General features: G+C 61.7%; 21 protein-coding genes and 1 tRNA gene. 12 read left to right on the forward strand and 10 right to left on the reverse strand.

Annotated features, from left to right (window positions below):
* Window positions 1-327: 327 nt before the first annotated feature.
* From ABIE40_RS04410 to ABIE40_RS04430, 5 genes are all read right to left on the reverse strand, one after another.
* Window positions 328-912 carry a hypothetical protein gene (locus ABIE40_RS04410; protein ID WP_199626377.1) on the reverse strand — a complete coding sequence of 195 codons (585 nt, stop codon included), beginning with the start codon at window positions 910-912 and terminating at the stop codon, window positions 328-330.
* Window positions 909-2258: a DUF6538 domain-containing protein gene (locus ABIE40_RS04415; RefSeq protein ID WP_199626378.1), complete on the reverse strand. Its 1350-nt coding sequence runs from the start codon at window positions 2256-2258 to the stop codon at window positions 909-911. Before ABIE40_RS04415 ends, ABIE40_RS04410 begins: the two co-directional genes overlap by 4 nt.
* 109 nt (window positions 2259-2367) lie before the next feature.
* A complete protein-coding gene (locus ABIE40_RS04420) occupies window positions 2368-2625 on the reverse strand; it encodes a BrnA antitoxin family protein (protein ID WP_199626379.1) in 258 nt (85 codons plus the stop codon).
* A complete protein-coding gene (locus tag ABIE40_RS04425) occupies window positions 2591-2878 on the reverse strand; it encodes a BrnT family toxin (protein ID WP_199626380.1) in 288 nt (95 codons plus the stop codon). The genes ABIE40_RS04420 and ABIE40_RS04425 overlap by 35 nt, the downstream gene beginning before the upstream one ends.
* A 105-nt stretch (window positions 2879-2983) precedes the next feature.
* Entirely contained in the window at window positions 2984-3397 is a 414-nt protein-coding gene (locus ABIE40_RS04430) for a hypothetical protein (RefSeq protein WP_130278879.1), read from the reverse strand.
* 271 nt (window positions 3398-3668) lie between these two features.
* On the opposite strand from ABIE40_RS04430, the gene ABIE40_RS04435 reads away from it, so the two are divergent.
* From ABIE40_RS04435 to ABIE40_RS04460, 6 genes are all read left to right on the forward strand, one after another.
* A tRNA-Pro gene (locus tag ABIE40_RS04435) sits at window positions 3669-3745 on the forward strand.
* 57 nt (window positions 3746-3802) lie between these two features.
* Complete coding sequence (locus ABIE40_RS04440; protein ID WP_199626381.1) at window positions 3803-4045, forward strand: hypothetical protein; 243 nt, start codon at window positions 3803-3805, stop codon at window positions 4043-4045.
* Between the two features lie 234 nt (window positions 4046-4279).
* Complete coding sequence (locus ABIE40_RS04445) at window positions 4280-5314, forward strand: LacI family DNA-binding transcriptional regulator (protein WP_199626382.1); 1035 nt, start codon at window positions 4280-4282, stop codon at window positions 5312-5314.
* A gap of 78 nt (window positions 5315-5392) precedes the next feature.
* Window positions 5393-5707, forward strand: a complete 315-nt coding sequence (locus ABIE40_RS04450; protein WP_130278842.1) for an ArsR/SmtB family transcription factor — start codon at window positions 5393-5395, stop codon at window positions 5705-5707.
* Window positions 5704-6063, forward strand: a complete 360-nt coding sequence (locus ABIE40_RS04455) for an SRPBCC family protein (protein WP_199626383.1) — start codon at window positions 5704-5706, stop codon at window positions 6061-6063. The genes ABIE40_RS04450 and ABIE40_RS04455 overlap by 4 nt, the downstream gene beginning before the upstream one ends.
* A gap of 43 nt (window positions 6064-6106) precedes the next feature.
* A complete protein-coding gene (locus ABIE40_RS04460; protein WP_199626384.1) occupies window positions 6107-6718 on the forward strand; it encodes an ATP-dependent Clp protease proteolytic subunit in 612 nt (203 codons plus the stop codon).
* 96 nt (window positions 6719-6814) lie between these two features.
* On the opposite strand, the gene cysN is transcribed toward ABIE40_RS04460, so the two are convergent.
* From cysN to ABIE40_RS04475, 3 genes are all read right to left on the reverse strand, one after another.
* Window positions 6815-8299 (reverse strand): sulfate adenylyltransferase subunit CysN, encoded by a 1485-nt coding sequence (gene cysN / locus ABIE40_RS04465; RefSeq protein ID WP_112712763.1) that lies wholly within the window; start codon window positions 8297-8299, stop codon window positions 6815-6817.
* Between the two features lies 1 nt (window position 8300).
* The gene (gene cysD, locus ABIE40_RS04470; RefSeq protein ID WP_112712761.1) at window positions 8301-9254 is read right to left on the reverse strand and encodes a sulfate adenylyltransferase subunit CysD; all 954 of its coding nucleotides are present in this window, start codon (window positions 9252-9254) and stop codon (window positions 8301-8303) included.
* Between the two features lie 126 nt (window positions 9255-9380).
* Window positions 9381-10124, reverse strand: a complete 744-nt coding sequence (locus tag ABIE40_RS04475) for a phosphoadenylyl-sulfate reductase (protein WP_199626385.1) — start codon at window positions 10122-10124, stop codon at window positions 9381-9383.
* Between ABIE40_RS04475 and ABIE40_RS04480 the strand changes: the two genes are divergently transcribed.
* Complete coding sequence (locus ABIE40_RS04480; RefSeq protein WP_199626386.1) at window positions 10123-10338, forward strand: hypothetical protein; 216 nt, start codon at window positions 10123-10125, stop codon at window positions 10336-10338. The genes ABIE40_RS04475 and ABIE40_RS04480 overlap by 2 nt on opposite strands.
* 207 nt (window positions 10339-10545) lie before the next feature.
* Window positions 10546-10992 carry an RrF2 family transcriptional regulator gene (locus ABIE40_RS04485; RefSeq protein WP_112712759.1) on the forward strand — a complete coding sequence of 149 codons (447 nt, stop codon included), beginning with the start codon at window positions 10546-10548 and terminating at the stop codon, window positions 10990-10992.
* Here the strand turns inward: ABIE40_RS04485 and ABIE40_RS04490 are convergent.
* On the reverse strand, window positions 10989-12338 hold the full coding sequence (locus tag ABIE40_RS04490; RefSeq protein WP_199626387.1) for a chloride channel protein: 1350 nt from the start codon (window positions 12336-12338) through the stop codon (window positions 10989-10991). The genes ABIE40_RS04485 and ABIE40_RS04490 overlap by 4 nt on opposite strands.
* 149 nt (window positions 12339-12487) lie before the next feature.
* Here ABIE40_RS04490 and ABIE40_RS04495 point away from each other — a divergent pair, with 149 nt between their 5' ends.
* From ABIE40_RS04495 to ABIE40_RS04510, 4 genes are read left to right on the forward strand one after another with little or no spacing between them, the layout of a single operon-like run.
* Window positions 12488-12871 carry a DUF6152 family protein gene (locus ABIE40_RS04495; RefSeq protein ID WP_199626388.1) on the forward strand — a complete coding sequence of 128 codons (384 nt, stop codon included), beginning with the start codon at window positions 12488-12490 and terminating at the stop codon, window positions 12869-12871.
* 3 nt (window positions 12872-12874) lie between these two features.
* Window positions 12875-13351, forward strand: a complete 477-nt coding sequence (locus ABIE40_RS04500; RefSeq protein ID WP_199626389.1) for a DUF6644 family protein — start codon at window positions 12875-12877, stop codon at window positions 13349-13351.
* Window positions 13352-13410: 59 nt separating this feature from the next.
* Window positions 13411-13692: a YlcI/YnfO family protein gene (locus tag ABIE40_RS04505; RefSeq protein ID WP_130278833.1), complete on the forward strand. Its 282-nt coding sequence runs from the start codon at window positions 13411-13413 to the stop codon at window positions 13690-13692.
* On the forward strand, window positions 13689-13988 hold the full coding sequence (locus ABIE40_RS04510; protein WP_199626390.1) for a type II toxin-antitoxin system RelE/ParE family toxin: 300 nt from the start codon (window positions 13689-13691) through the stop codon (window positions 13986-13988). Before ABIE40_RS04505 ends, ABIE40_RS04510 begins: the two co-directional genes overlap by 4 nt.
* An 8-nt stretch (window positions 13989-13996) precedes the next feature.
* Here ABIE40_RS04510 and betA read toward each other — a convergent pair whose 3' ends face one another.
* Window positions 13997-15646 carry a choline dehydrogenase gene (gene betA / locus ABIE40_RS04515; protein WP_199626391.1) on the reverse strand — a complete coding sequence of 550 codons (1650 nt, stop codon included), beginning with the start codon at window positions 15644-15646 and terminating at the stop codon, window positions 13997-13999.
* Window positions 15647-15798: the final 152 nt, after the last annotated feature.

The following is a 15798-nucleotide window of genomic DNA, read 5'->3' on the forward strand; positions in this document are numbered from 1 at the left end:
CGGTCTCTCCATTGTGTCCGAATGAGTGATGTCCGTATGGATATGTGTCCGAAAGGAAGATGTCAATCCTAACGGACAAACATTGTGGACACTCCGGCTTGTCCGCATGGGTATACTCTATCGGACGACCGATAGAATTCGCTAGGCTCGGTGCTTGACGACTCGCGGGAGGTCAGAGCCTCGCGCACGTCCGCAGCCCACGCGTCACGCACGCCTAGCGCCCGCGCCCGCTCGCATACGTCGCCCGCCATGCGCACGGGGGAAACGCCGCGCGTCGATCAGGACGGGACGCCTCGAATATGTCAGACCCAAAAATTAGTCGGGGGGCTAAGGTGAGTTATAAACCGCATACTCAACGCTCTTCGCGGGATACAGCAACGCGGGCTGGCGCACCGCCTTAAACAGCAGCTCGTAGAGCGTATCGATCAAAAAAGCGGAGCGCGGTGCTTTTTCCTCCCTATTGACCAAATAACGCAGCGCGTAGTTGCTCTCCCCGCTGTGCAGCCTCGATAGCTTGTAGACGGCTGCAACGAAGACACGTCGCGGGTCTTGATTGAAATTGTCCTTTGGCCATCGTCCACTTTTGGCATTATGAAGCCAGCATACTTCTGCTTGCAGGAGCAAGAGTTCGCGGAGTAGACGATTTTCGTCGTGATCCCAAAGCCTTCTCAGGTTGTGCCTGTAGGTTGATGCCACTTGCTCCGGCGTTAAGCCCGCATGAAGAAGGGATACCTTCAGCAACAATTCCAACCCATGCGACAGAAGGTTGAGCGTCGGGCGCAGCAGGGCAGGGGCTTCGGTCTCCCACTCCTCCGAGAATCGTAGAACTTGAGCTGACCTTACGTAGGCATATGAGCCAAGCAAGAATTGCATCTCAGGTGTAACGGGTTCTTGATCCGGAATGATCGTCATGGCGCGCTCGGCTTCGGCGGGAGCTTTACACTTTCCACACATGCCCGCATGAGGTCCAGAGGCTGTGCTTGGGAGTAGGTGGCGAACGTGATCTCAAGGCCCTGCTTATGCCCCATGACGCGGGCCACAAGCGTTTGGTGCTGCCCGGCCTCCTCACACTTTCGAGCGAACCAGCGGCGGAATGAATGGAAGTCGATGCGTGAACGCCTTTGCCCTTCGGGCCTGTCATCAACCTTCAGCCGCTTGCGGTAGCGGCCGAATTGTTTCGAGACCGCCATCGTGCGTGCGTCATCCCAACCGGATGCAGCGAAGTCGGGGAAGATGTAGCTCTCTTGCGGCTTGTCTTTCGTGCGCCGGTTTACAATCGCTGCTAGCGCGGAATGTATTGGAACCTTGCGGACACTGGCCTTGGTTTTCGAGCGAGTTATGTCGAACAGTTCCCCGGCGCAGTCACGTACCCGAAGCTGTCCAATCTCTTCCAACCGCAGCCCTGAAAGCGCGGCTATCTGCATAAGCTCGCTCATGTCCTGGTCTGCATCGCCATGGATTAGCTTCGAGACCTCCGCGTCAGTGAATGGCCGCATGTCAGTGTTATCGGCCCCGGTCTTCTGCCATGCCTTAGGCTTTGGCAACGATTTCCCGGTCCAAGGGTTAGGCCGGTCAGGGTCCAAGACCCCGTTCTTCGCCATCCACTTCCAATAGGAGGAGAGTAGGCTGATTTTCTTGTTGATCGTGCGGACATTCTTTTTGACTGGCAGCAAGTATCCGTCGCGGAATTCGGCGGCGGTGCGGCTCATGAAAGCTTGAACGATCGAGGGCTTGCGGTTGCCTTTGGTCCAGGCTGTCAGCTCCGCTATCGCGGTCCTAAGATCGGCTGCGGTACGCTCCGCGATGTTCGCGCCAAGCAGGTAGCTATCTACATTCGCGTCAATCGCGTCAGCTTGGCCGGTCGCTAGCTTGTAGAACTCCTGTGCCACATCATGACCGTGTTGCCGTTCAACGTCGTCAGTGACCGCGCTGATAGCTTCCATCGTCTGCTCACGCGCGGCGGGGGTCTCGATTAGCTCTTTTCGGGCGCTCATGGCTGCGGCTGTTAGATCGGCTGTCGGCATAGGCCCGGTGCCGCGAATAACATCTTCGATCTCTTGTTTCATCGCTGCGACCATCGGCCAGCGCTGGCGTTGCGCTTCTCCTAAGTCGGCAGTCTTCAGCGATCGTATGATCCGTTTCTTCCCCACGGCAGTCCGCGCCGCCCGAGGAACATCAACCGTTACATACCAAACGCCGTCGCTGGTCTTACGCGTCAAGTAGCGCTTGTCGCCGCTGTAAACTTTCGAACCGCCCATACCTTCGCCCCCACCTATCTGCCCCCACCTGTTAAGATAGATTTGGTAGGAAAGTCAACAGGATCAGGGCGTGTAGATGGCCAATCGGGGTATCCTGGCGCCCCAGCCACTATCTCTTCAGCGTCTTCGCATAGGATTCCAGCACCGCGTTCATGCGCGTCTGGTAGCCTTTGCCGAGCGCTTTGTAAGCATCGAGCACCGATTTCTTGACGCGGATCGTCACCGGTTGCGTGCGATCCGGTCCGGCGAGCTCCGCCTTCTCCCAAAAGGCATCATCCAGCTCCGGAATGTCGCTGAAGTCGATATCCTCGTCGGGCATCGCAGCCAGTTCTTCAGCGCTCAGTTCTTTTTTGTATTTCGTCGCCATATCGTTTCCTTTCGGACCGGCTTGCCGCCCGCGCGGAGATCAGGCGCGTGACGCCGTTCCGGTCGGTATGCACCACCGTCAGCACGGTAAGCTCGCCGACCTTGCCGATGCTGATGTCCCGGACTTCGCCATGGTCAAAGCGCCGATCCCGGACGGTAAAGATGAAGCCATCGAAAATCCGGCAGGCGGTGTCGAAGCTGACACCGTGCTTTTCGATATTCAGCCGGTTCTTCTCATCGTCCCATTCAAACATGTCTAAAGAATGTTATGACAATTTGTATGTACACGCAATCCGATGCCACAAACGAAAACAGGCGGCCTCTCGGCCGCCTGCATCAAACCCGATCGTTGATCCCGATCAGCCTGCCGGCTGGGCCGGGGCCAGGAATTCGGCGCAGTAGGACTTGCCGCTTTCGCCGGGCATGTCGTTGACCGTGCGGATGCTGCGGATCGTGTAGTCGGAATTGGTGGTGATTTCGGCCTGGCAGCGCAGATACATGGTGCGGGCCGGTGCCGTCTGCTTGCCGCGCTTGCCGTTGTCGCCTTCGGCATATTTCGCCGGAACGCGCACGGTCTTGTAGCCGCCCTTCCAGGTGTAGACGACGGACGAGCCGTTTTCGGCGTCGCTCAGCGGCGGGCCGTAGGCCGCAAAGAACTTTCCGGCCGACTGGCCGTTCCAGCGTGCGGAAACGGGATCGCCGGCAGAAGGAATGGTCGTGCAGCCGGCAAGCGCAATAGCGAGCCCGGCCGCGGCAAAGGTGCGGAGTTTCATATGTATCGTCCCTGAATTGTCGCGCATTCGACGGCGGGAATCGCTATGTCCGAGCGGTTTCCGCTTGTCCCGGAAAGCGCTTTAGCGCGGAACCCGGCAAAAGAAAATTGCCCTTCATTCGCATTTGCGAAATTTGCGGCCGGTGTGGCTTTTTGTTGCAGTTCAGGGCGTCCCAAGCGGCCATTCGCGGGCCTCGAAAAAATGCGTCAGTTTTTTGAAATTTGGCGCTTGCGCAATAAGATGGGCCGTTCTATAGAGGCGCCGCTGGTCACGGAGTGTAGCGCAGTCTGGTAGCGCACCACGTTCGGGACGTGGGGGTCGCAAGTTCGAATCTTGCCACTCCGACCAGCCGAAAACCCCGCTCCGGCGGGGTTTTTTCTTTTATGGCTTTGCGAGTGCATCCTCATGGACATGGACGGCGAGAAGACGGTCGAGACGATCAGCGAGCGGGCCTGTATCGACAGCAACGGTCTGCCGGTCAGGCTCTATGAGCGCCGCCACGTGATCCTCAGCCAGACCGCCGCCGGGCCGCGCCGTTATGTCGGCGCCCGCTTCTGGTGCACTGCCGAAGGCGATGCCGTCAGGCTGATCGACAGCTCGATGTTCGAAATGGTCGAAAGCGGCGAGCTCCTCGTCGCCATGGAGTAGGCCGCGCCGCGGCTCGCACCATTCCAAAATTGTCTATTTTCCCGGAATCTGGACAGTTCTATTGGGGCTGTGATCCAGCAGGCAGCCTCCAGCGTATCTAAAAGCGCTGCAAACGCGGCCCCTTGCTTAGCCTTTCGTCGCAAAAGCAAAAGGGTTAGTGGACTCTAATTTAATTTCTCTTCACAAAGGCATCTGCGAGTCGAAGGGGAGGGGTTCGCAGCGTGTAATGCCGGAATGGGGAATGAAGTGCCGGGTAGGGAAAGCAAGCGCTCAGCGCATGTCAGATTGAGCGATGTCGCTAAGAAGGTGGGCGTCAGTCCCATCACCATCTCCCGGGCACTGCGCAATCCGGAGATCGTTTCCGAAGATCTGCGTCAGCTCATCCTGCGCACCGTCGATGAGATGGGTTATGTCCCCAACCTCGCGGCCCGCGCGCTCGCCAGCCGTCACAGCGGCGTCGTCGGCGTCATTACGCCGGCCCTCCATCAGCACTCCTTTACCGATATCATGAGCGGCATCGAGGATCGCCTGCGGGCGACGGACCTGCGCGTCCAATATGCCAATACGCTCTATGATCCCGACCAGGAAATGAACCAGCTGAAATCCTTCCTGGCGCAGAAGCCGGCCGGTATCATCGTTGCCGGTGCGGAATATTACGATGCGCTGGCGCCGCTTTTGAGCGCCGCTGCCTGCCCCGTTGCCCATATCGTCGATTCCAGCCAGAGGGCCGAGGGCCTGGTCGCCGCCGTCGATCACTATGCGGCGGGTGCTGCCGCCACCCGCATGCTGCTGTCGAAGAACTACCGCCGCATCGCTTTCGTCGGCTGCCGCCGCGATACCCGCCCGCGTCGCCGTTTCGATGGATATGCCGATGTCATGCGCGAAGCCGGCTGTTTCGACGAGGCACTGGTCGCAAGCCAGGTGGGTGCAATCGGCATCGGCGCCGGACGCGAGCTCTTCAGCAAGCTGGTGGAGGTCGCGCCGGATGTCGACGCGGTCTTCTGCCAGAGCGACGATCTCGCCGTCGGCGCGCTGCTCGAATGCTGGACACGCGGCCTGCGCGTCCCCGAGGATATCGGCATCTGCGGCTTCAACGATCTCGATTACGCGATCCATTGCGAACCGGCGCTGACGACGGTCAGCATCCCGCGCTACGATATCGGCCACCGCGTCGCCGATATGCTGCTGAAGGCTGTCCGCGAGGAAGAGCCGTACGAAGCCCATGTCGATTTCGGCTTCAAGATCGTCGAGCGCGGCTCCACCCGCTAGACGCTATCTCCATAACACCGCCAGAAACCTGCCGCGAAATCGCTTGCGAATCGCATAAGTGCGTGCTTATGTGTTTGCATGATAGAGAACGATTTCTTCCGGGCTTTGGCAGACCCGACCCGCCGCGCGATCTTTGAGAAGCTCGCGGCAGGCAGCATGAACGCCAGCGCCTTGCGCGAGGGCATGGAGATCAGCCAGCCGGCGATGTCGCAGCACCTCGCGGTTCTGCGCAGCGCAAGGCTCGTCAGGGAAGAGCGGCAGGGGCGGTTCGTGATCTACGAAGTCGATCCCGATGGGCTGGCTCTCATCGCCCAGTGGCTGGCGAAATACCGCGCCTATTGGCCGGATCGTATCGCAGCACTCAAAGTCTTGCTGAAGGACATGGATCAATGAGCGAAGCGCAGGTGAGGGAGCAGGAGAGCGGCATCGAGCTGGAGTTCGACCTCGGCGATCCGCCACAAAAGGTCTGGCGCGCCGTCACCATTCCCGAACTTAGGGAAAGGTGGTTGCCGAAGGAATCCTTGGCCGATCCCGATGCGATATCGGTCACCCCCGGTGAGCAGGTTCGCTACAGGCTGCGCGACGACACGCCGCCTTTCCTTGAAAGTATCGTGACCTTCACGCTCACCCCGAATGCCGATGGCGGCACGTGCCTGCGGATCGTCCACGAGCTCACGGACGCGAGGCTCGATGAAATGACCAGAGCGCCGGCAAACAGCAACAGCCCGCTCCTCATGCTCGCCGCCTGACGGCGAGCCTTCCCCTCAAAATCTGAAAGCCTGGAGGTCGCCGATGCGCGAAGCGATGCAACTCGTCCCTATGGTGGTGGAACAGTCTAGCCGAGGGGAGCGATCCTTTGATATCTATTCCCGGCTGTTGCGCGAGCGGATCATCTTCCTCAATGGCGAGGTTAACGATACCGTCTCGGCGCTCGTCTGCGCGCAACTGTTGTTTCTGGAAGCGGAAAATCCCAGAAAGCCGATCCATCTCTACATCAATTCGCCGGGCGGCGTCGTGACCAGCGGCCTCGCCATGTACGACACCATGCATTACATCCGCGCGCCGGTGCATACGCTGTGCATGGGCACCGCCCGCTCGATGGGCTCGTTCCTGCTGATGTCCGGCCAGCCGGGCGAACGCACGGCGCTTCCCAATGTCAGCATCCACATTCACCAGCCGCTGGGCGGATTCCAGGGGCAGGCGTCGGACATGCTGATCCATGCGGAGGAAATGCAGAAGACCAAGCACCGCATGACACGGCTCTACGCCGAACATTGCGGACGTTCCTACGAAGACTTCGAGCGCGCGATGGATCGCGACCGCTTCATGACGGCGGAGGAGGCGCTGGAATGGGGTCTTATCGACCGCATCCTGAAGGTTCGGGAAGACACGGGCGAACTATAGGCCGCGCTTCAGAAATCTCATGTCTGAGAAGCGCTCTCGATGACCGGCCAAAATAATGGCCGGTCATCGCAGGTCTTATCCGTTCCGGAATGCCGCTCAGATATCGCTGGCGGCGTTCTTCCAGAGATCGGCGGCTTCTGCGGCGGTCATCCGCTGCACATGCGCTTCGTCACGGCGGCTGGCGAAGAGTTCGCTTGCCATGATCTGCTCGGCCAGATCGGCCGGCAGCGAGAGAATGACGCGGGCGTCGCCGCCGTGCAGGCCGCTGACGTCGCTGCGCTTGCCGCTCACCATGCCGCCGGCAACCGTGTTGTTGGTTTCCGGATCGATCAGGATGAAGGAGCCCGATGCGCGGTTCTGCTCATAAGGGTCGAAGATCGCCGTTTCGTCGAATACCAGGCGGACCTTGCCGATGGCGTTCATGTAGAGCCGGTCGGCCGGAGCCCAGGCGCCGGACTTCAGTTCCAGCTGCGCGATCGGCTGCACCTGGACACGCTGGCGGCGGCTGCCGCTCTTCAGCCAGTAGCGCTTGCCGGCTTCGATGCCCTCGGGCTGCAGCGCCACGATCTGGGCGTCGAAGTTGATGCCGGTCTGCGGCTGTGCGTCGATCGAGACGATCATGTCGCCGCGGGCAACGTCCACCTGGCGGTCGAGAACGAGCGTGATCGCATCGCCGGTGACTGCGGCGTTACGCACGAGGTCGAAGGTGACGATCTTGGAGACATTGGCGACCATGCCCGACGGCAGGATCATGACACTGTCACCCGGCTTGACCGAACCACCGGCAACCGTGCCCTGGTAGCCGCGGAAGCTTTCGCCCGGGCGTGACACGCGCTGGACCGAAAGGCGGAAGCCGGTCGACTGTCCCGAGCGCACGCTGGCGAGCTCCAGCGTCTCGACCAGCGTCGGGCCGTTATACCAGGGCATCGCTGCCTGGCCGGAATAGACGACGTTTTCGCCCTTCAGCGCCGACATCGGGATCGCGGTGATCTGCTTGACGCCGAGCGACAGCGCGAATTCCTTGAATTCGTGGGTGATCTTGTCGAAGCCGGCGCGATCGTAGTTCGTCAGGTCGATCTTGTTGACGGCCAGCACGAACTGCTTGATGCCCATCAGCGAAGCGATCGTCGCATGGCGGCGCGTCTGCTCGAGAATGCCGGCGCGGGCATCGACCAGCAGAATGGCGAGATCGGCGGTCGAGGCGCCGGTCGCCATGTTGCGCGTGTACTGCTCGTGCCCGGGCGTATCGGCAACGATGAAAGAGCGCTTGTCGGTCGAGAAATAGCGATAGGCGACATCGATGGTAATGCCCTGTTCGCGCTCGGCCTGCAGGCCGTCGAGCAGCAGTGCGAAGTCGGGCAGGCCGAGATCGTTCTGCTTGCCGGTGGAATCGCGCTGCAGGGTCGCGGCCTGGTCTTCCTTGACTGCCTTGGTATCCCAGAGCAGGCGGCCGATCAGCGTCGACTTGCCGTCATCGACGGAACCGCAGGTGATGAGGCGCAACGGCCGCGTGTCGCGCAGGGCCGCAACGGGCTCGGCTGCGGGCTGGGCAACGGCGTTGGCGAGGTTTGCTGCGGTCATCTCAGAAATATCCTTCACGCTTCTTCTTTTCCATGGAACCGGACTGGTCGCGGTCGATGGCGCGGCCCTGGCGCTCGGAAACCGTGGCGATTTCCAGCTCCGCGATGATCTCTTCAAGACTGGTGGCGTTCGAGCGGATGGCGCCCGTCAGCGGGAAGCAGCCGAGCGTGCGGAAGCGGATGTAATCCTCCTGCTTCGTTTCGCCGGGCAACAGCTCCAGGCGCGGATCGGTCGCATCGATCATCATGCCGTCGCGCTCGACGAAGGGGCGCTTCGCGGCGAAATAGAGCGGCACGATCGGGATGTTCTCGGCCTGGATGTAGCGCCAGATATCCACCTCGGTCCAGTTCGACAGCGGGAAGGCGCGAACGCTTTCGCCCTGGCGGATCTGGCCGTTATAGATGTTCCAGAGCTCGGGGCGCTGGTTGCGCGGATCCCAGCGATGGTCGGGCGTGCGGAACGAGTAGATGCGCTCCTTGGCGCGGCTGGCTTCCTCGTCGCGGCGCGCGCCGCCGAAGGCAGCGTCGAACTTGCCGGCGTCGAGCGCATTGCGCAGCGCCTCGGTCTTCATGATGTCGGTATAGCGGGCCGAGCCATAGGTGAACGGCGTGATGTTCTCGGCCGCACCGCGCGGATTGATGTGCTCGATCAGGTCGAGATCATATTCCTTCACGATCTTGTCGCGGAAGGTGATCATCTCGGCAAACTTCCAGCCGGTGTTGACGTGCAGCAGCGGGAAGGGGACGCGGCCCGGATAGAAGGCCTTGCGCGCCAGATGCAGCAGGACGGAGGAGTCCTTGCCGATCGAATAAAGCATGACCGGGCGTTCGAATTCGGCAGCGACCTCACGGAAGATGTGGATCGCTTCGTTCTCAAGTGCCTTCAGGTGTGGATCGAGCGGCGGCTTGCTGCTCTGGGGATTGCTGAGTTCCGTATCCTTGCGGGTATCGGGCATTTCCTACTCCAGACTTCTCAATTCGTATGCAGAGATGTCTCTGCGTGATTTGCTTCGTGGCCTCACCGGCGTTGCACCGTGCGGCCCGACAGGGCCGGATGAGGGGGCTCCAGGCGTTGCCCTCGCTTACTGAGCAGCCGGGATCGCCGACGCCTCTTCAGCAACATGCAGGCCGCATTCGCGCTTTTCGTCCTGCTCCCACCACCAGCGGCCGGCGCGCTCGGGCTCGCCGGGCTTGATGGCACGGGTGCAGGGCTCACAGCCGATCGAGGGATAGCCGCGCGCATGCAGCGGGTTCACCGGCACGCTGTTGTCGGCGACATAGGCCTTGATCACGTCGATATCCCAGTCGGCCAGCGGGTTGACCTTCAGCAGATGGCGCTCGGCGTCATATTCGGCAAAGGGCGTGTCGGCGCGATTGTTGGACTGGCCGCGGCGCAGACCGGTGATCCAGATGGTTGCCCCATTGAGTGCGCGCGCAAGCGGCTTCAGCTTGCGCACGCCACAACAGGCATGCCTGGCTTCGACGCTTTCGTAGAAACCGTTCATGCCGTATTTCGCCGCATAGGCGTCGATATCGGCCTGTTCAGGCTCATAGCGGGCAATCTTGATGTCGTACTGGCTCTCGGTCTCGTTGATCAGCGTCAGCGTCTCGGGAAAGAGCCGTCCGGTCTGCAGCGTCACGACGTCGATGGGCAGACGGTGATTGCCGATCTCGGCGGTGATCACCTGGTCTTCGATGCCGAGCGACGTCGTAAAGACGGCGCGGCCGCCGAGACCGGCGACAAAGGCCAGCCTTCCGGCAAGGTCTAGAGACGCGAGCTTGGCATTCAGCGCCTCGGCCTCTTCGATTGTATGGATAACAGTCATGGCAATCCTGTCCTCGATGTTGGCCGGAGTATCGCAGCTGGAGGAGGGATCGGACAGAAAAAGGGATTTCGAAAGCAGCATAAGCAGGAGCAAATATCTCTCCGAAGCTGCCGCAATGCAGAAAAGCAGCCGCCCCGGCAATGAAAACCGGCGGGCAGCCCTAATGTCTAGTGATTTAGTAGAGTTACACGCCGCCTGTCAATTCGAAATCTGAAGTGATGCGCCGAAAGATGCGGAAGACGCAATTTTGACGTAGAATTAAGCCCATTGGCCAAGCTTGAAAAACAGGGCCAAAATGCTTGTATCTCAAGGCTTTTGCCGGCGCGTTCAAATTCCGTTCATGCTGGTTGTGCAATAGGGGTGCAGGTAAGCTTGAAAAGCGGCGGGGCTCATGGGCCGCTGGTGTGTGTGACGGTCTAAAATGATTACGCAGAAGGCAAAATATGCGCTCCGTGCGCTCACGGTTTTGGCGGAAGCCGATGCCGACGAACCGGTGATGATCTCGGATATTGCTGCACAGCAGAAGATCCCGAAGAAATTCCTGGAGCAGATCCTTCTCGACCTGAAACATCAGGGCATCGTCGTCAGCCGCCGCGGCAAGGCAGGCGGCTATCTGCTGCTGAAGCCAGCCGACATGATCACCTTCGGCGAAATCCTGCGCATCATCGACGGCCCCATCGCGCCGCTTCCCTGCCTGTCGATCACCGCCTACCGCAAATGCGATGATTGCGACGGCGAACAGAACTGCGAAATCCGCCACGTCTTCGCCAAGGTCGCCGACGCCACCCGCAAGGTGCTGTTCTCGACGACGATCGCCGACGCCGTCGCCCCCGCCAAGGGCGCTGTCGTGACGCGGATGCTGGCCTAGCCTGCCACCTCTTCCTTCTCGATCGCCCGCCGCGCCCGGATGGCTGCGGCGATGAAGACGCGCGACAGGCCGTGATAGAGCGGCTCGCGCGACAGGATGCGCGACGTTACGTAGCCGATCATCGAGACGGCCATGATCGGGATGACGGCCTGGTGGTCTCCAGTCATTTCCAGAATGATGACGAAGGCGGTCATCGGCGCTTGCACGACGCCAGAGAAATATCCGGCCATGCCGAGGATGGCCGCGAGTGCGACACTGGTGCCGAGCAGCGAGCCGACCGTGCTGCCGAAACCGGCACCGACGGCAAGCGACGGCGCGAAGATGCCGCCCGGAATCCCTGAAATCATCGACAGGAAGCTGGCGGCCAGTTTCTCGACAAAGAAGAGGAGCGGCAGCGCGTGACCTTCAACGGCGCCGCGCGCCTGCTCGTAGCCGGTGCCGAAGGTCGTGCCGCCCGAGAGGATGCCGATCACGGCGATGGCGAGACCGCAGATGCCGGCGAGCGCCAGCATGCGCTTCAGCGGCTGCGGTTGCGCCCAGCGGCGGATCTTCTGGCCGAAATGCAGGGCAAAGCCGCTGAAGGCAGCCCCGAGCGCCCCGCCGCCGATGCCGCAGACGAGCACGAGGCCCCAGTCGCGCAATTGCGTCGGCGCTACGGAGGCTTCGCCGAAATAGTTGTAGCTTCCCGCAAGCCCCAGCGCCGCAAGGCCGGAGAGGATGACGGCGGTGAGCACCAGCCCGTTCGCCCGTGACTCATAGGTGCGGCTCATTTCCTCGATCGCAAAGACGATACCGGCGAGCGGCGTATTGAACGCCGCTGCTATGCCGGCCGCAGACCCTGCCAGGATCAGACCGCGCGCCTGCGCCATGCCGCCGAACCGGGCGACCGCCAGCATGATCGACGCGCCGACCTGCACCGTCGGCCCTTCACGGCCGATCGACGCGCCGGAAAACAGCCCGAGCACCGTCAGCACGATCTTGCCGAAGGCAATCCGAAGCGACAAGAGCCGCGTCCGGTCCTCCTCGTCGCGCAGATGCCGGGCGGCGATCGCCTGCGGAATGCCGCTGCCCTGCGAATTCGGAAACAGCGTCGCCGCCAGATAGGCCGACAGCATGAAGACGAAGGGTGTCAGGACGAGCGGCAGCAGGAAGGCCCATTCGCCCGAGGATGTCAGTCCGGTAAAGGCCTTCTGCGCCAGATCGGCGAGCTTGGCAAAGCCGACGCTGATCACCCCGATCGCCAGCGCCCCGCACCAGAAGACCAGCCGCGGCCGCCAAAGAGAAAAGGATCCCCAGATGACGCGGGAACGGCGGAGCAGCTTGGAATTGCGATGGGAGGAGGGCATGTCGGACTCTGGCACGTGATGGGGGCATCCCCTTCTAGTCCCAATCGGCGGCAAAGATCACCCCTTGTTTCAACATTTGGTGAAATACCTTCCCAAGCATGCCCACCGCGCCACTTGCCCCTTGCCGGAACAGGGTAGGGAGACATGACATGCGCATATCCATGATCAGGAAATCTATCGCCGCCGCAGCACTCGCCGCGGTCTTCGCAACAGGCGCCGCAGCCCATCACGGCTGGTCCTGGGCCGAAGCCGAGCAGATGGAGCTGACGGGCACGATCCAGCAGATTTCGATGGGCGGCCCGCATCCGTCGCTCGACGTTGCCGCGGCCGATGGCGTCTGGCGGGTAGAGCTCGGCAATCCGCGGCAGACGCAGCGCTCCGGCTTCATCGAGGGCTCGGCGAAGAACGGCGATGCGATCGTCGCCCTCGGCAACCGTTCGCAGGACGCCAGCGAGAAGCGCCTGAAGGCGGTGCGCATCACAGTCTCAGGCAAGCGCTACGACATTTATCCCGAACGCATCCAGACGAACTGACGGATGACCGCAGACCTCTTCGAGTGGATCGCCGCAGCGCCGCCGGCAGTCGCCCTCCGGCGCTCGGCGCTGCTCTATATCGCCGTCAACGCCGCCCACATCCTGTCGATCTGCCTGCTGATCGGCGCCATCCTGCCGCTTGATCTCAGGCTCATGGGCTGGTTCCAATCCGTCCCACTCGCCGTCATCGGCCCCTTCCTCTCCACTGCCGCTGCCACCGGCCTCGTCCTCGCCATCCTCACCGGCGCACTCCTCTTCAGCGTCCGCCCGGCCGAATATGCGGAGAACCCTGCCTTCCTCGCCAAACTCTCCCTCATCGCCCTCGGCATCTTGAACGCGATCCTCGTTCACGCAGGGAAGGGCTGGCGCCACACGCTTGCCAACGAGATCGCACCACGCCGCATCCGATACGCCGCCGGCATCTCCTTCTGCGCCTGGATTGCGAGTCTCCTGGCGGGACGATGGATCGGTTTCCTCTAGTTGATTCTGAACTTGAAGTTCGGCATCATGCATCGCAATTGCAACGCATGGAGCGCCCCATGAAAACCGCAACCCTGCCGTCCCTCCGTGTCGATCCCGAATTGCGCGCTGCCGCCGAAAGTGTGCTGAAGGAAGGGGAGACCCTGTCGGCGCTGATGGAAGACTCGCTGCGGCGTCAGGTTCACTATCGCAAGACGCAGGCGGAGTTTATCGCGCGGGGGCTGGCGTCGCTGGCCGAGGCCGAGCGCACTGGCGTCTATCACAGTGCTGAAGACGTGATGGCCATGTTGAAGGCCAAGCTTGATGCCGCCAAGGCGAAGCGCGCGGCCGGGCAGGAATGAGCTATCAGCTTCGCTTCACCGACGAGGCACTGGAAGACCTCGGCCGCCTCTACGATTATCTTATCGCCTACGACCTCGACCTCGCCGACCGCGCCTATGATGCCATCATGAAGGCGCTGGTCGTGCTTGAGGAATTCCCATTCTCGTGCCGCAAGGCGAGTGCCGAGAATACGCTGATGCGCGAATTGCTGGTGCCCTTTGGTTCCTCAGGATATGTGGTCCTCTTCCACATCGATGGAAGCCAGGCCGTCACCATCGCCGCCATCCGCCATCAACGCGAAGACGACTATCACTAAGCTCCCGCCTACCGGTCGCTCACCGCCCAGCGCGGGTTCACCCACGGCTCCTGGTTGGACCGCGGCAGCGGCTGCTTGCCGAGGATGTGGTCGGCCGCCTTCTCCCCGGTCATGATCGACGGGCCGTTGAGGTTGCCGTAGGTCACATGCGGGAAGATCGAGCTATCGGCGACGCGCAGGTTGTCGACGCCGATGACGCGGGTTTCCGGGTCGACGACGGCGATCGGGTCGTTCGCGGCGCCCATCTTGCAGGTGCCGCAGGGGTGGTAGGCGCTTTCCAAGTGCTCTCGCAGGAAGGTGTCGATCTCGTCGTCGCTCTGCACCTTCTCGCCCGGCTGGATCTCCGGTCCGCGATACTGGTCGAAAGCCTGCTGGCCGAAGATCTCGCGGGTGAGGCGCACGCAGTGGCGGAACTTCTCCCAATCCTCCGGATGGCTCATATAGTTGAAGCGGATGACCGGATCGGCCTTCGGGTCGGACGAGCGCAGCGTGACATTGCCGCGCGACTTCGAGAGATTGTAGCCGACATGCACCTGGAAGCCATGGCTCTTGGCCGCCGCCTTGCCGTCATAGCTGATGGCGACCGGCAGGAAGTGATACTGGATATCGGGCTGCTTGATCCCAGGCGCCGAGCGCAGGAAGGCGCAGGCCTCGAACTGGTTCGAGGTGCCCAGGCCCGACTTGGTGAACATCCACTGTGCGCCGGCGACCCCCTGCCAGAACCACGGCAGCCAGGAATAGAGCGACACCGGTTTGGTCGAGACCTGCTGGAAATAGAATTCCATATGGTCCTGAAGATTGGCGCCGACGCCCGGCCGGTCGGCCTTCACCTCGATGCCCATCTCTTGCAGATGCGCGCCCGGGCCGATGCCGGAGAGCATCAGGAGCTTCGGCGAATTGAAGGAGGAGGCCGAAACGATCACCTCGCGGTTCGCCTTGATAACCTCGACGCTGTTGCCGCGCTCGATTTCGACGCCGACGGCCCGGCCGTTCTCGATGACCACCTTGCGGGCGAGACCATAGACGATCGAGACGTTCGGCCGCTTCAGCGCCGGCTTCAGATAGGCCGATGCCGCAGACCAGCGGCGGCCGCCGAAGATCGTCTGCTCCATCAGCCCGAAGCCTTCCTGCTTCGAGCCGTTGTAATCCTCCGTCGTCTCGAAGCCCGCCTGCTTGCCGGCCTCCACGAAGGCCTGGAACAGCGGATTGCGGAAGACGCCGCGCTGCACATGCAGCGGCCCGTCGGTGCCGCGCCAGCCCTCTTCGCCGCCATGGCTGTGTTCCATGCGCTTGAAATAGGGGAGCACGTCGGAATAGGCCCAGCCCTGCGCGCCGAGCTCTTCCCAGCGGTTATAGTCTTCGGCATGGCCGCGCACATAGACCATGCCGTTGATCGACGACGAACCGCCGATCACCTTGCCGCGCGGCGCGGTGATCTGCCGGTTGTTGAGATTGGGCTCGGGCTCGGAGAGATAGCCCCAGTTATAGCGCTTCATGCTCATCGGCCAGGCAAGCGCTGCCGGCATCTGGATGAACGGCCCGAAATCCGATCCACCGGCCTCGATGACGATGACGGTATTCTTGCCGTCTTCGGAGAGACGATAGGCAAGGGCGGAGCCCGCCGAGCCGGAGCCGATGATGACGAAATCTGCTTGCATGAGTCTCTCTTCTAGGTTCGTCCGGGCGGCCCCCTCATCCGGCTGCCGCCACCTTCTCCCCGAGGGGAGAAGGGATGTGCCGCGCGGCCTCGTGTTCCCTTCTCCCCTCGGGGAGAAGGTGCCCGAAGGGCGGATGAGGGGGCTGCACGGCA

It is taken from the genome of Rhizobium sp. OAE497 (assembly GCF_040546565.1).
GTDB lineage: Bacteria > Pseudomonadota > Alphaproteobacteria > Rhizobiales > Rhizobiaceae > Rhizobium.

Excerpts from the sequence above, each read along its gene's own strand:
- ABIE40_RS04410 (WP_199626377.1), bottom strand. The coding sequence starts at position 912 with ATGACGATCATTCCGGATCAAGAACCCGTTACACCTGAGATGCAATTC.
- ABIE40_RS04415 (WP_199626378.1), bottom strand. The coding sequence starts at position 2,258 with ATGGGCGGTTCGAAAGTTTACAGCGGCGACAAGCGCTACTTGACGCGT.
- ABIE40_RS04420 (WP_199626379.1), bottom strand. The coding sequence starts at position 2,625 with ATGGCGACGAAATACAAAAAAGAACTGAGCGCTGAAGAACTGGCTGCG.
- ABIE40_RS04425 (WP_199626380.1), bottom strand. The coding sequence starts at position 2,878 with ATGTTTGAATGGGACGATGAGAAGAACCGGCTGAATATCGAAAAGCAC.
- ABIE40_RS04430 (WP_130278879.1), bottom strand. The coding sequence starts at position 3,397 with ATGAAACTCCGCACCTTTGCCGCGGCCGGGCTCGCTATTGCGCTTGCC.
- ABIE40_RS04440 (WP_199626381.1), top strand. The coding sequence starts at position 3,803 with ATGGACATGGACGGCGAGAAGACGGTCGAGACGATCAGCGAGCGGGCC.
- ABIE40_RS04445 (WP_199626382.1), top strand. The coding sequence starts at position 4,280 with ATGGGGAATGAAGTGCCGGGTAGGGAAAGCAAGCGCTCAGCGCATGTC.
- ABIE40_RS04450 (WP_130278842.1), top strand. The coding sequence starts at position 5,393 with ATGATAGAGAACGATTTCTTCCGGGCTTTGGCAGACCCGACCCGCCGC.
- ABIE40_RS04455 (WP_199626383.1), top strand. The coding sequence starts at position 5,704 with ATGAGCGAAGCGCAGGTGAGGGAGCAGGAGAGCGGCATCGAGCTGGAG.
- ABIE40_RS04460 (WP_199626384.1), top strand. The coding sequence starts at position 6,107 with ATGCGCGAAGCGATGCAACTCGTCCCTATGGTGGTGGAACAGTCTAGC.
- cysN (WP_112712763.1), bottom strand. The coding sequence starts at position 8,299 with ATGACCGCAGCAAACCTCGCCAACGCCGTTGCCCAGCCCGCAGCCGAG.
- cysD (WP_112712761.1), bottom strand. The coding sequence starts at position 9,254 with ATGCCCGATACCCGCAAGGATACGGAACTCAGCAATCCCCAGAGCAGC.
- ABIE40_RS04480 (WP_199626386.1), top strand. The coding sequence starts at position 10,123 with ATGGCAATCCTGTCCTCGATGTTGGCCGGAGTATCGCAGCTGGAGGAG.
- ABIE40_RS04475 (WP_199626385.1), bottom strand. The coding sequence starts at position 10,124 with ATGACTGTTATCCATACAATCGAAGAGGCCGAGGCGCTGAATGCCAAG.
- ABIE40_RS04485 (WP_112712759.1), top strand. The coding sequence starts at position 10,546 with ATGATTACGCAGAAGGCAAAATATGCGCTCCGTGCGCTCACGGTTTTG.
- ABIE40_RS04490 (WP_199626387.1), bottom strand. The coding sequence starts at position 12,338 with ATGCCCTCCTCCCATCGCAATTCCAAGCTGCTCCGCCGTTCCCGCGTC.
- ABIE40_RS04495 (WP_199626388.1), top strand. The coding sequence starts at position 12,488 with ATGCGCATATCCATGATCAGGAAATCTATCGCCGCCGCAGCACTCGCC.
- ABIE40_RS04500 (WP_199626389.1), top strand. The coding sequence starts at position 12,875 with ATGACCGCAGACCTCTTCGAGTGGATCGCCGCAGCGCCGCCGGCAGTC.
- ABIE40_RS04505 (WP_130278833.1), top strand. The coding sequence starts at position 13,411 with ATGAAAACCGCAACCCTGCCGTCCCTCCGTGTCGATCCCGAATTGCGC.
- ABIE40_RS04510 (WP_199626390.1), top strand. The coding sequence starts at position 13,689 with ATGAGCTATCAGCTTCGCTTCACCGACGAGGCACTGGAAGACCTCGGC.
- betA (WP_199626391.1), bottom strand. The coding sequence starts at position 15,646 with ATGCAAGCAGATTTCGTCATCATCGGCTCCGGCTCGGCGGGCTCCGCC.